The sequence below is a fragment of the Carnobacterium sp. CS13 genome (assembly GCF_016653495.1).
GTDB classification, from domain to species: Bacteria; Bacillota; Bacilli; order Lactobacillales; family Carnobacteriaceae; genus Carnobacterium_A; species Carnobacterium_A antarcticum.
The window spans coordinates 1,553,410-1,567,354 of record NZ_CP067364.1; the positions used below are offsets into that span (position 1 = coordinate 1,553,410).

Consider the following 13,945-nt stretch of genomic DNA (forward strand, 5'->3'; position numbering starts at 1 on the left):
ATTACTCTAACTCATCAATAAATTGTTTCGCATGTACTAAGCCCATGCCTGTCTTTTCTCTCAACAACTTAACTGCTTGAATATCTTCTCCTTTGTTTTTCAACATTGCTAACTCTGATTTCAAAGGCTCCTCAACATAATTGCTGGATAACTCTTCATAACCTGTAGCCTTTGCCAAGTCATCTAACCTCTTTTTTAATTCCTTGTTTTCTTTCTTCATTTCATTAATGGCACTCCATACTAATAAGAGCCCGATTAGAATAAACCAAAAAAACCAAAAATTCATCTATATCCACCTCTCTATTAAAATTTCATGTCCTTCATCTCATCTTTTTATGACATTATTTTTGAGTTGCGTTTCTAAACGTTTTGAATTCTTTTCGTTATCTGCGTATGACTTTTCCAATTTTTTATTGATTTTATTGATAAATCGCTTTGATTGGATCCATTTTAGCTGCGTTGATCGCTGGCATGATTCCGAAAAATAATCCGGTCAAAACAGAAACAGAGGTCGACAACAGAATCGTCTGCATCGTCAACACAGGTTGGAGTTCCATAAAATTGCCGACTAATAAGGCGATTCCATAACCAAATGCCAAACCGACTATTCCGCCGATAAACGTAATAAAAGCCGCTTCTAAAATAAATTGGAAAAGAATATTGCGCGGTTTTGCTCCGATCGCACGGCGAATCCCGATTTCTCTTTTGCGCTCAGTCACCGAAACGTACATGATGTTCATCACGCCAATGCCTCCTACCAATAAGGAAATGGCGGTAATGGCCATCAGAAAATTAACGATACCCGACATGTAACTTTCCATTTCTTGCTGCATTTCTTCATTTGAACGATCTTCTTCAAAAATTCCTTCTTCATCGGGGTAACTTTCGATTAATGATTGGGTAACCGCTTCGGTCACAGCATAACGATCCGCCGTTTCCTCTACTTTTATTTTTAATGCACTGATCGGTTTAAACCTGGTCAATTCATTATAAGAGGCCCGAGACACAACGGAAGTCATGGCAGACATATAATCTTCTTCACCGCCGCTCAGTGACATACTACCATAGTCATATGGCTGTTTGATACCAATGACTTTATACATATAGCCATTAATAGCGATGGCTTGATCGATCATCTCTTCTGGATCATCGATCATGATTCCATAGTCGAAGATATCATGAGACAAAACAATCACATCATGATTGGCATCCGCTGGTGTGATATCTCGGCCGTATAAAAGAGGCTGCTGCTTACTGTATGGCGTCAATTGGACTGAAGCCGTTTGACCAAAGTAATCGAACTCGCCGCTGATCATTTCTGTACTGCCCATACCCATTCCTTCTCCATAATCAGGTAAAACAGAAGCGACTCCATCGATTTTTTGAATGCGTTTCATGTCGATTCGAGAAAACACAAAATTAGACTCTTCATGGTACATCGTTTCTTCAGTCATCGGCAGTGTATACTGCATCCGAATTTCATTGGCATTAGCTGAATCAGCTAGTTCCACTGTCTGTTGCCGGATGCCTTCGCCTAAAGCTGCAATCGTAACGACCGAAGAGATTCCAATGATGATTCCCAGCATCGTTAGAAAGACACGGAATTTATGAGCTTTCAAACTTAAAAAAGTACTGATCAATAGATTGTGTATCATACGTTGATCACCTCTTCTTCAAAAGAACCGTCTTTCATGCGAATAACACGCGAAGCATAAGTCGTCAAATCTTCATCATGCGTAACCATCACAATTGTCTTGCCTTCTTGGTTCAACTGGCTTAACGTTTCCATGATGCTTTGTCCCGTTTCACTGTCTAGTGCACCCGTCGGCTCATCGGCCATGATCAACAAAGGATCATTGATCAGCGCCCGCGCAATTGCCACTCGTTGCTGCTGTCCGCCAGACAATTCAGTTGTTTTCACTTTCAGTTTTTCGCCAATTCCTACTAATTCTAGAAATTGTTTCGCTTTTCCTTTTTTCTCTTTTGCGCTGTTTACACCTTTATAAACCATTGGCAGTTCCACATTTTGTTGGACATTCAATGACTCGATTAAAAAAAACTGTTGAAAAACGAATCCAAAAAAAGCATTGCGGTATTCAGATTTTTTATTTTCATTCAATAAGGCTACATCTTCTCCGCGGAACAAATACGTTCCATCGGTGATACGGTCTAAAAAACCGATAATGTTCATCAAAGTTGTTTTCCCGCTGCCGGATTTCCCCATGATCATCACGAAGTCGCCTTCATTGATGGTTAAATCCAATCCTTTTAAAATATGGGATTCTTGCTTGCCACGTTTAAAGGTTTTATGGATTCCTTTTAATACAATCAATGGTTGAGGTTTCTCTATTGGGTTCATTTATTCCACCTCCTATTCTTCGCTATCGATTGGATCAACAAATTCTTGTTCTGATGATTCAGATAGCAATTGACCTTCTTCAATATCCACTTTAGAAGAAACAATAATTTGATCTTCGGCTTCTAAACCGCTGGTAACAATGGTATTCTCGCCTTCTGCTTCGCCTAGTTGAACCACTCGTCTGACCACTGTGCCGAAGTCATTAACTAAGACATACGCTTGATCGTCTTCTTGATGGATAGCAATGGTCGGAACATTGACGGTACTTTCGCCGCTGCTTACGATAGCTTGGACATGGTATCCATTACGGATGCCTTCTAATGAATCCAAAGACAGTTTTACAGGATAATTGGACATTGTTGTTTCTTGTCCTCCGTAGCTTCCCATACCATCTCCTGTATCTTCCGTGGGGTTGTGGTCAATAAATGTAACTTTTCCAGTCACTGCATGGTTATTTGAAATCACTTTGATATCTGCGATTTGATCAGGAGCTAATTTCCCAACATCTTTTTCATTAACGGTCCCAACTACATAGAAACGATCTGAAATCAGTTTTAAAATAGGTGTTTCTGCATTTTTGTCTTCAGGAATGTACACTTTCCCGCTAAAAGGCGCCACGATATCTTTGTACCGTTGTTCTTTTAAGGATTCAATATTGTTGTACAATTCTGTGATCTCTGCATCTAAATCTGATGTACTCGTATCGATTTTCACTTCTTCTAATGTTTGTGTGCGTTCTTCTTCCGGCATTTTATTCCAATTTTGAATCGCTAAATCACGTTTGTACACAGCATTAGAACGTTGTGTTTCCATTCGTGCCACTTGATTCTCTAAATCATTGATTTGTGTGGCTACTTCTGTATTTTCATATGTATATAAAAGCGTTCCTTCTTCGATAGCAGCACCATTTTCAACTTTCAGTTCTCCTATCGTTCCAAGGCCTTCTTCTTTACGAAACTCTTGCGACTGCTCTGGGTTTACTGTCCCATTAACAAATATCTGCTCCATACTGGGAACTGTAAAATACTCAATCCCGTAAGGATCTTCAAGTTCTTCCTCTACGACTTCTTCAGGTGAAAAAAATAGTGCTCTCGCTCCAAAGCCTCCTAGTAGTAAAACGACTACAATACCTAACCCAATCCCAATTTTCTTTTTCATCTTTTTGCTCCCCGCTTATTGTTAGTTCAATTATTAACAAGAGTCTCCGTATTTATTAGCTCTTTATACTATTGTGCCGTACCTCATCCGCCTTCCCATTTTTTATCAGATCCATCTAAACATATTGAGAGACAACTCGCTTGCTTTTTCTGATTCTGACAGTATCTTACCGTATTTTTTTTTAATTATCCATCATTATTTTTTGGAAAAGAGGTCATTCTCACATCATTTTAGCTTTTCCATAGATTTTTGCATAAAAACAGCTGAGTTGGGTTTTGAGGGCACAGCGAAAAGCAGCAGGCTGAACAGTTATTGATGAACTGTTCAGCCTGCTGCTTTTAGTTGATTTCAGCAAATTATTTTACTTCAAAATCGCTCTTGCCGCTAATTATGATATCACGAGTCGCATCCAACGATCCTTCTACTAGATTTTCAACTGCGGTTTCTGTATAGAACGCAATATGAGGAGTGTAGAAAATATCATCTCTCGCCATCAATGCATTGAAAATATCATCGTCAATTGCGGCACCTTTCAGGTCTTTGTTGACAAATGGGTGCTCATATTCATAGGTATCTAAAACGGCGCCTGCTAGCTTTCCGTTTTCTAGTGCTTCAAGCAAGTCTTCTGTATCCACGATCGTTCCTCTTGCTGTATTGACCAAATAAGCACCGTCTTTCATTTGAGCCAATAACTCTTTGTTAAATAAGTGGTAGTTGTCTTCAGTTGCAGGCATATGAATTGAAACCAAGTCCGCTTCTTTTACTAATTCTTCAAGTGTATCTTTATAGGTAAGAAACTTACGCGCTTCATCATTTGGGTACAAATCAAAGCCGATGATTTCAGCACCGAAACCAGCAAATAACTCGCCTGTAATGCGCCCAATACGACCTGTTCCTACGATCCCTATTTTCATTGAACGCACTTCTCTGCTTAAGATGCCTTTGTTCCAACTGAAGTTGTGGTTTTCTACATTTTTTTTGATTAAGTCCATATGACGAATCATGTTTAATGAAGCTGTAACGGCAAACTCTGCAATAGCATTAGGCGAATAAGCAGGTACGTTTGTGATTGCTAATCCGTTTTCCTTTGCCGCTTTCAAATCAAACATATCGTAACCAGCAGAACGAGTAGCCAACTGTTTGATACCCATCTCAGCTAAGGCAGGATATAAAGCTTCATCTAATTTTCCTGTTTGCTGGATCAAAACGCCGTCGTTGCCTTTTACTTTACCCAGTGTATCCATCGTAAGAATCTCCGTTGTTGTTTCAACGTTGATACCTGTTTTTTTACTCCATACCATCGCTGCATCTTTCTCATCTTCGCGTGTTCCAAACATAATTAAATTCATTTATGTTACCTCCATCAACTAATTTTTAATAACTATCACTTTTTTTAGTGCATATACTGAACTGTTTATTTTGCAGTGAAAAACTTAAAGATATCTTTATCGTATATTTTCAATACTTTGCCAAAAACTAAATCACCGATAAAAGCACTGGCAAATGGGATAACGAAAAACACCAAGACAGCTATACCGATATTGGTACCCGCACTGCCTTCCATAAACTTAACTGCGTTGATAGGTCCGACTAATCCTGAGAAACCGAAACCTGCTGAGAAAGGAGTACCTTGTATATTGAATAAAGCAGCAAACACCGCGCTAATGACAGCACTAAACGCAATCGGCAAACAAATGATTGGGTGTTTGATCAAGTTTGGCATCATCATCTTCATTGCACCTAAACCAACTGAAGAAGTAACCCCTAGGCTATTGACTTTCATCGAACCAATGACTAAAGTCGCAGCTGCTGCACAAATCCCGATATTCGCTGCACCAGAAGCTAATCCAGACAAGCCAATAGCTGTAGCAATCGCAACGGTTGATATCGGAGAGATAATAAGAATAGAGAATGAGACTGCAATTAAGACGCTCATTAAAATCGGTTGCAACTCAGTGAAACTATTGATCAAAGTTCCTATAGTAGACGTGATCATTTTTACATAAGGCAATGTAAATGAACCTACTGCCCCTGCCCCAGCTCCGGCAATGATCGGAAGCAGCAAGATGGTCATCGAACCTAGTTTGTTTCCAATAGCTCTAACAAGGATAACTGCTAACGAAGCAGTTAACATTGTGTTGATCAAGTCGCCGATTCCGACCAGCATGAATGCTCCATCAGTAATCACATACGCACCTGATCCGACAAGTGCTGCAGCTCCAACAATGATCGTTTGCATCGGGTTTAACTTGAATTGCATAGCGATCAATACCCCTACAATAATGGGAACAGAATATTGAAAACCTTGAACGACATGCAATAAAGAAATAAAAACGTCCATTTTTGTACCTAAATATTTAAATAGTTCTCCTAAAATTGCATTTGGAATCAGCCCAACTACGATACCTGTTGCTGTTCCTGCTAAAACGCGGTTAAAAAATATTTTAGCTGATAGTTTTGTTTCTTGTTCTGACATGGTGTCTCCCCCTAATTATATACTTCACAAAGAAATACAAAAAAATAAGATATAATAACATTAAAAATGTGTAACTATATAAAAACTCATTTACAGACTATATTAAGTCGGCAACCGAATCCTTTTCTAATAATTATTCGTCGCGAATCATTGTGCACACATTCACTAACTTACTTTTATTATCTATTAAAAGCGATTAAATGTCAAGCAATTTTTTGTTCTTTTAATTCTATTGTGAAGATCAGGAAGCGCCGACCTCTTATTTTATCAACGTTTTCAAGAACATCCCTAACCGAAAGTTAATTAAAATTTCATCTGTATCTTAATAAAGTTAAAGCAAAAATAAGCTAAGGAACGGGTTTCCCCCAACTTTTCCTTAGCTCTCATTTAATCTTTCCTATTTCTAGAATCGTTACTGACAAGGCTCGCGGTTCGCTTCCTTCTTATTTTGTTAAACAGTACAGAAGCGATCAGCCCTGTTCCAGCGCCACTGCTATCGATGAAGACATCGCTTAATCGACCGCCTCTGCCTGGAACAAACACCTGATGGAACTCATCGGAAACCGCATAAAGTGCACAAATCAGTAAACTGATTCCGATTCCCTTGATGCCTGCTATCCCGCTTTTGTTCAATGCATTTTTCACTAAAATGCCTAAAACCAAGTAAATAAAAAAATGAGCGTGTTTTCTGATCGCATTTGGCAAATCGGGCGGCACAACTGCATGACGCATTTCAACGGACAAAATGTAAAGCAGGCAAATTACTGCCCCGATGGCGATTATTTCTTTCATGCCAATCGTTATGCCTTGTTTTTTCAGTTTGCTTCCTCCCCAAACTGCTAAAACTAAGAAAAATAAACCTTGAAAGATTTTTATCGATGGTATCATAATATACAAGGTTTCATCGCTCAATGTCCGCGATTGATCCGCAACTTGGTGAGACAAATAAAAAATCAATCCCATCCATATAACTACAAAAGTCCACGAAAAAAATCGACTATTAACCCAATAGCGTTCGTTTGATTCCATTTTTTTCACAACCTTTTTGTTCGCTAACGTTTTTTGAACAAAGCGTTCGTTTAGTTGCTTATTATACCGATAAGAGGAGGTTCCTTCAAGTTTATTCGACTTTATGCGTTTTGATTTAATGCCCATTCGTAAATAGCATGGGCAACTCCATCTTCTTCATTTGATTTTGTTTCGTACTTAGCTGCTTTTTTGATGGTTGCTGTAGCATTTCCCATCGCGACACTGTGACCCGCAGCTTCGATCATATCGATATCGTTTTCTCCATCTCCGATAGCCATGATTTCTTCACGCTCAAAGCCCAACTCTTTAGCTAAGCCAAGCAAAGCTGTTCCTTTGTTAGCGTGTTTAGGCAAAACTTCAAAGACATAGGAAAGGCTTCTGATCGGATAATAGTCTTCAGAAATAAAGTCTGGAATGTGTTCCACAAAATGATCCAACACAGCTTCTTCCCCAACGAACATTGACTTATAAATGGTCCGATCTTCTGGAAGTTCTTGAACTGACATAGAGTTCAACTCCATTCCCAGCAAATGAGCATCATATTTCAATACTTCGGTTGGTTCTCCAGTATAAAAGTAATGCGTCTCATCAAAAAAAGAAAAATTTATTTCAGCAACGTCCTGCCGCAATTTTTCTATTTTTGCTAAATCTTCATGGGACAACGTTTGTTTGTACACGATTTCTTGTGTATTCGTCTTTTGGATCAATGCCCCATTTAATGAAATGACGTAATCTTCTTCTTGAGCCATCTCCAATTCTTCAAGATAAGGATAAATAGCTTTCAATGGCCGTCCGGTACACAAAACAATCTTTATTCCAGCTTCAATAGCCTCATGTAAAGCTTTTTTCACTTTATTGGTTATCAGATGAGATTCATTTAGCAATGTTCCATCCATATCAATAGCAATCAATTTAATCAATAATGTCTACTCCTTTATTGTTCAGCTTTCTTTTAATGTACCACATTCAAGACAAAAAAACTTCCACCGTTGCCTTGCACAAAGTACATACAAAAGAGAATGATGAAAGTTTTCTGTTTCAATTTCTTTATTCGTCATATTTTTGACACTCTTTGGGTTTAAGGTTCTATTCTTTTGAAATAATTCTATCTAATTACAAATAGCGAGGTATAATTAAATCACGCATCGAATTTAATGTGAAAAAGGTAATTGGAGGAATGGAAAATGGCAAAGAAAAAGTTATACGATGAAAATGGTAATGTGGTTAAAGGTAAATTGAAAAAGCCTTTCTATAAGAAGATTTGGTTTTGGTTGTTAGTAATAGTTGTTGTAGGTTACTCATTGAATAGTGAAGAAGAAACTGCAGAACCAACTGATAGCATTGCCGTGGAGCCATCAAAAAGTGAAGAATCAGCTGAACCAGTAGTGACTTCAGATTCAGAACCTACAGAGGAAATAAAGACAGAACCAGTAGTGAAAGAAGAACCGATTGAAACAAATGCAGAAGAACAATATCAAACTATTTTAGATGAATATACTCAAAAAATAAAAGAAGCTGCTCCGAAATTAGTTGAAGAATATAACGCGGAATACCCAAACAATCAAGGTGGATTAGAAGGTTTAGCAGAATTATCTAATGATAAGATTTCAGATTTAGCTGAAATTTCAAACGATGGCATCAGCGCGATGGCGGAAGTTCACTTTACTAAAGGTTCAGGGAAATATGAAGATTATGAAGAATGGGCAAGTAATTTGATGGATATCTATATGGAAGAATCTGGACAAATAACAGATGCATACATGAATTCTGCACAATAAAAAAAACGCACTCTCCTCGACCAAAGTTTGAGTGCGATAAAAAAAGAGTTTTTATCTATTTGGAGAGAAGTATTATAGCATAAAATTTAAATACGTCGAATGGTATACAGTTTCTTATACCAGTAAAACAAAGAGAAAATCATTACTCTAACTTCTGATCATTTCCGAAATGGTGTGTTCCCTTTAGAGTTATTATGGATTCTGTCAGTTAAAAACAGAGCAATTAAAAAAAAGATAAATACTTACATAACCCGTAAATCAAATGACGTTTTGTCTGAAACACTAAAATTTATTTGAATTCCAACGGTCCCTTTTGTGCCCCTTTTGAACAAAAAGAGAGAGAATATGTAATCCTCTCTCTTTAAAACGTTGATATAGAAATGTTTTATTTCATCATAGCCAAAGCGCCCATTGGGTCCCATGGTTCTAATTCGATCAGCGGCTCGTCTAAAGCCTTCAGCCATTTTTCAGGAATGTATTTTTTATCAACAGCGATTTGGTAATTGTATTCTTCAAACCATTGATCGCTCATCGAGTAAATGCCTTTTTTACCGGCTTTCTCACCCCAGCTGTTTTCCACTTTCCAAGTCAACGGTTTACCTTCGTCATCCAAATTCACTCCGACAAATACCATCGCATGAGTCAGCAGACTGTCGCCATAATCCAATCGTTGGGCTTTCGTCAGATTTAGTCCTTCTCCTAATGTCAAATCATAGTCGTAACTTTTGTCGTCCATGATGCCCGCATCTTTAACCAACAACTTGCCTACATCACAGCCAAACCAAACAGGTTCGCCATTTTTAATGGAAGCAACGGCTGCTTCTTTCAAAACATCGATCGGTACATTAATGTAGCGAACCGGTTGCGCTTCTTTAACCGTTCCTAAGTACTTAACCGTATAAGCTCTGCCATAGGGCTTATCAGCCGTTGGAGCATTCAACAAGCTAACAAGATTAGGCAAGTCCCAGCCTACATAAGATGAGAAAAACTCTTGAGGTGTAACATCTGAAATTCTGTGGTACTGATCATCCTTGTCGCGGTAATCATACGTAAAGGTCTCAGGCACCTCTCCTAAAGCTTTTACCAAAACATTGTAAACAAAATACAGCATGTCTTCTTTTTTTGCTGCCAATTCCTCAGTCGTTTGCCCCGCTTGATGGCCTTCACGTAAGACACTAGCAAATTCACGCAACTTAGAAGTCAAAATAGTGTTTAATACTGATGTATGAGCAGAATGAAATGTTTCTGGCATCACTGCTTTCGGTACAGCTCCGTATTTTTCTAAGATGCCGGAAAACATATCCCATTGTCCGCCGTCTTGAACCGGATCGGTCAACAAATGAGCAATCAATCTAGAATCTTGAGCTTCATTGACGGTGTCTAAAATGCTGTCTAAGAAATAATTAGCTTTTTCTAATTTATCCCAAAATAATGTATAGTTTTGTGAAAACTCAAAACTTTCGACATTTAATTTCTCCATTGTGCCCACGCGTGCCGTATTTAAGGCCGCAAACATCCAGCATCGACCACTGGCTTCTTGGTTAGTGATTTTACCGCGTTTGGTTTCGTCTGAAAAGACAAACGAATGCCTGCGCAAGACATTATTATCCAAAGATGCGTCATTGATACCGACTTTGGCAATTGCCCCTTTGATAGCCTGATTTTCTTGATTGCCTTCAAAGCGGTTTTTAAAATTAGCTAATAATTCATTATTGATCGTCATATAAATCCCTCCCAGAAAATGATACTTACTATGTTACTCCTTTTTCAAAAGAGTTACAAACTCCATTTAAAAACGAGCAGCAAACCACTTGATGAATCAAACTGCCATTTCAACTACTAAAATATTACGGAAATTTCAAGAGCCATTAGAGCGCTTCCATGTTGCTGATTCTAACGAACATAAAAAACAAGCACAGTACGTTCATTTAAGAATGCACTGTGCTTGTTTTTTTTAGATTATCAACACTATTCTCAATGATTAAGTTCTATGGCGTTTAGCTCTTTTTTAAAATAGTAAGTTAGTTAGTGTTTAACGAACAGCTTTTAAAAGTAAACGTCTGCTTTCAAAATCCCCTACGAGTTCAGGGTTAAGATAAAGGCCGCTGTTCATCAACTCATCCCCGCCAATTGGTTGGTCAAACCCTTCAACTTGATAGACTTTATTCGGATCTAATCCGACTAACTTAACGCGTTTACTTGGTGCATGTGCTTCGCTCAAGATTTGATAGTAGAAGAATAAAGCTTCTTGTTTATCTTCAGACACAAACATCCAAGACGTTTCCTCATTTGAATCAAATGGGCTCAATAGTCTATAAAAATCTCCATATTGAATCAGTCTCCGGTGTTCTTTGTAAAATTGAATCTGCTTTTTAACTTCAGCTTTTTCTGAATCGGATAATGTCGTCAAATCTAACTCGTACCCTAAGTTTCCAGACATAGCAACATCGCCTCGAAGTTTCATACTCGTATTTCTATTTACTTGATGATTAGGAATATCCGAAACGTGTGCGCCCATCGAACTGATTGGAAACAACAAGCTGGTGCCGTATTGAATTTTCAAGCGCGAAATGGCATCAGTATTATCGCTCGTCCATGTTTGCGGCATATAGTATAACATGCCTGGATCGTAACGTCCTCCGCCTCCCGAACAGCTTTCAAAAAGAATCTTTGGATACCGCGTCGTAAGTGTTTCTAAGACTTCGTATAAGCCTAACATAAAACGATGTGCCGTTTCTTTTTGGTTAACATTTAATGCTGCTGAACCAATTTCTGTCATATTTCGGTTGTAATCCCATTTCACATAGTCTAGCGGCAGTTCATCCATCACTTTCGTTAGTTGTTCGACAATGTTTTCTCTTACTTCTTTTCGACTATAATCCAACACATATTGGCTTCTTCCTAACGACTTCGTTCTTCCTTGAACATGAACACACCAGTCGGGGTGAGCTCGGTATAGCTCACTGTCTTCAGAAATCATTTCGGGCTCGAACCAAATCCCAAACTTCAGTCCTTTAGCTTTTACTTCATCTGCTAACTGCCCCAATCCTTTTGGCAACTTTTCTTCATTTAAAAACCAATCCCCTAATGAAGTGAAATCATCGTTCCGTTTGCCAAACCATCCATCGTCTAATACCACTAGCTCGATTCCCAGTTCTTTAGCTTCATCCGCTAAGTTTAAAATCTTTTCTTCATTAAAATCGAAATAAGTTGCTTCCCAATTGTTAACTAAAACCGGACGTTCTTCTAATTGATGAACGCCACGTGTCAATCTTTCACGATACAATTTATGCAAACTTTGCGACATGCCGTTTAGACCGGTTTCACTATAAACCAATACGACTTCAGGTGTCTGGAACTCTTCACCTGGATTTAAATTCCAAGAAAAGTGTTCGGGGTTGATGCCCATCAGCACTCTTGTTTGGTCAAATGGATCTACTTCAATTCTCGCAGTAAATTCGCCGCTATAAATAAAGTGGAAGCCAAATACTTCCCCAGTGTGTTCTGTTGTCTCAGGACGGACCAATGCAGAAAATGGCTGATAAACATGACTGCCGGTTCCTCTTTTACTGTCCAACACATGCACGCCTCTTGTAAGCGGATCACGTTTCAAATGTCTTTCTCTTCCCCAACTGCCTGGCAATTGAATCAATTCATAATTCGAATCATCAAAATCGACATTTGAACTCAAAGCTTTATTGATTTTTACTAATTGTTGACCGTTGTTCAAAAATTTCACAGAACGCGTAATGATTGGACGGTCGCTAAAAATCGTATAAGACAATTTAACTTCCATTTTTGAATGTGCATCTTCTAACGTGATTTCTAAAGTATCGGCTTCGTTATCCTCTTTAACGTATGTAGCCGGCAAGCCATTTAGTACAGGTTTACCTGAACGTATGTGGTAATTTTTGTATTTAAATTGCGTTACTGTTGTTCCATCTTCGTATTCTAATTCAAAAGCGGATTCGCGAAAATCTCCTGTTCCTCCTCCAGGAAATTCTTGCAAAAGAGTATCTAAAGAGAACAATCTATCCGTCATTGGATGTGGATTCGGCGAAAACGACCGATCGATTCTTGGATAGTCTCCTGTTTGAACGTAGCGGTTTATTTTCTTTCCCCAATAGGAATGAGCGACATAATGGTCTTCTTCGATGCAAAAAACATAGCTGATGTGTTCGTTTTGCAAGTGGAAACTTTTTTGTTGTTCATCATAAAAAATAGTCATGATAATCTCCCTTTAAAATCATATTTTTTAAACTCCTAAACAGTAACCCAATTGGTTTACCGTTTTTGCTGTTCTTTTACCTGCTTTATTTTCCTCCTGTTGTAGCAATTCCTTCGATAAATTGTTTTTGAAAGAACGCATATAAAATCAACATCGGCAACATCGCAATAACCGAACCGGCCATCAATTCTGGGTAATTAGTCGTAAATTGGCCTTGTAAACTGGCTAATCCTGAAGATAATGGCATCTTCTCAAGAGACATATTAACGATCAGCGGCCACATCAAATCTTTAAAAGCAAACAATGCTGTAAAGATCGATAGAGCAATCATTCCAGAACGAGCTAGCGGAAGGTAAATCCTTGAAAAAGTTTGCCATACTGAAGCTCCGTCAATAACCGCAGCTTCCCCTAGTTCATCTGGTAAGCCCATAAAAAATTGTCTCAGTAAAAATGTCCCAAAAGCACTAACGATTCCCGGTAGAACCAATGCCGTAACCGTATTCAAGAGTCCCAGTCTTTGGACCATTAAATACTGCGGTGTAATAAAGATTTGTGCTGGGATCATCATCTGTGTCAACACCAGCCAAAAGAATAGATTTTTCCCTGGAAAGTCTAATTTCGCTACTGCAAAAGCAGCCATTGCGCTGAATAAAACAGAACCGACTACTCTTCCGGCAATCATCAAAAACGTATTTAGAAAGAATTTGATAAATGGCAAAGCTCCCCATACATTAGTATAATTTTCCCATTGAAAGTTTTCGAAAAAAATAGTCGGCGGCACTTGAACAGATTCACTAATGGTCTTTCCAGATGTAAGAAACATCCAGATAAATGGTAAAATCATAAGAATAGAACCGACAATTAAAATAACGTGTATCCATATTTGTTTGCTTTTTCTTTTACTCTTACTCTTCATT

General features: G+C 38.3%; 12 protein-coding genes. 1 reads left to right on the top strand and 11 read right to left on the bottom strand.

Features of this window, described 5'->3' with window-relative positions; all coding sequences use genetic code 11:
- Nucleotide 1: 1 nt before the first annotated feature.
- The 8 genes from JHE06_RS07460 to JHE06_RS07495 form a co-directional block, all read right to left on the bottom strand.
- Complete coding sequence (locus tag JHE06_RS07460; protein WP_058918775.1) at nt 2-286, bottom strand: hypothetical protein; 285 nt, start codon at nt 284-286, stop codon at nt 2-4.
- A 133-nt stretch (nt 287-419) separates the two neighbouring features.
- Nucleotides 420-1,655 carry an ABC transporter permease gene (locus tag JHE06_RS07465; protein WP_201088365.1) on the bottom strand — a complete coding sequence of 412 codons (1,236 nt, stop codon included), beginning with the start codon at nt 1,653-1,655 and terminating at the stop codon, nt 420-422.
- Nucleotides 1,652-2,350 (bottom strand): ABC transporter ATP-binding protein, encoded by a 699-nt coding sequence (locus JHE06_RS07470; RefSeq protein WP_197408991.1) that lies wholly within the window; start codon nt 2,348-2,350, stop codon nt 1,652-1,654. The genes JHE06_RS07465 and JHE06_RS07470 overlap by 4 nt, the downstream gene beginning before the upstream one ends.
- Before the next feature lie 21 nt (nt 2,351-2,371).
- Nucleotides 2,372-3,517, bottom strand: a complete 1,146-nt coding sequence (locus JHE06_RS07475) for an efflux RND transporter periplasmic adaptor subunit (RefSeq protein WP_201088366.1) — start codon at nt 3,515-3,517, stop codon at nt 2,372-2,374.
- Between the two features lie 356 nt (nt 3,518-3,873).
- Nucleotides 3,874-4,866: a D-2-hydroxyacid dehydrogenase gene (locus JHE06_RS07480; RefSeq protein ID WP_201088367.1), complete on the bottom strand. Its 993-nt coding sequence runs from the start codon at nt 4,864-4,866 to the stop codon at nt 3,874-3,876.
- Between the two features lie 65 nt (nt 4,867-4,931).
- On the bottom strand, nt 4,932-5,993 hold the full coding sequence (locus JHE06_RS07485; RefSeq protein ID WP_201088368.1) for a PTS transporter subunit IIC: 1,062 nt from the start codon (nt 5,991-5,993) through the stop codon (nt 4,932-4,934).
- Between the two features lie 387 nt (nt 5,994-6,380).
- Nucleotides 6,381-7,022: a VanZ family protein gene (locus JHE06_RS07490; protein WP_201088369.1), complete on the bottom strand. Its 642-nt coding sequence runs from the start codon at nt 7,020-7,022 to the stop codon at nt 6,381-6,383.
- Between the two features lie 101 nt (nt 7,023-7,123).
- Nucleotides 7,124-7,942, bottom strand: a complete 819-nt coding sequence (locus JHE06_RS07495; RefSeq protein ID WP_201088370.1) for a Cof-type HAD-IIB family hydrolase — start codon at nt 7,940-7,942, stop codon at nt 7,124-7,126.
- 264 nt (nt 7,943-8,206) lie between these two features.
- On the opposite strand from JHE06_RS07495, the gene JHE06_RS07500 reads away from it, so the two are divergent.
- A complete protein-coding gene (locus JHE06_RS07500; RefSeq protein ID WP_201088371.1) occupies nt 8,207-8,800 on the top strand; it encodes a hypothetical protein in 594 nt (197 codons plus the stop codon).
- A gap of 385 nt (nt 8,801-9,185) precedes the next feature.
- Here the strand turns inward: JHE06_RS07500 and JHE06_RS07505 are convergent, their stop codons facing one another.
- From JHE06_RS07505 to JHE06_RS07515, 3 genes are all read right to left on the bottom strand, one after another.
- Nucleotides 9,186-10,523 carry an aminopeptidase C gene (locus JHE06_RS07505; protein ID WP_201088372.1) on the bottom strand — a complete coding sequence of 446 codons (1,338 nt, stop codon included), beginning with the start codon at nt 10,521-10,523 and terminating at the stop codon, nt 9,186-9,188.
- A gap of 309 nt (nt 10,524-10,832) precedes the next feature.
- Nucleotides 10,833-13,028, bottom strand: a complete 2,196-nt coding sequence (locus JHE06_RS07510; protein ID WP_201088373.1) for an alpha-galactosidase — start codon at nt 13,026-13,028, stop codon at nt 10,833-10,835.
- Nucleotides 13,029-13,113: 85 nt separating this feature from the next.
- Complete coding sequence (locus tag JHE06_RS07515; RefSeq protein ID WP_201088374.1) at nt 13,114-13,944, bottom strand: carbohydrate ABC transporter permease; 831 nt, start codon at nt 13,942-13,944, stop codon at nt 13,114-13,116.
- Nucleotide 13,945 lies beyond the last annotated feature (1 nt).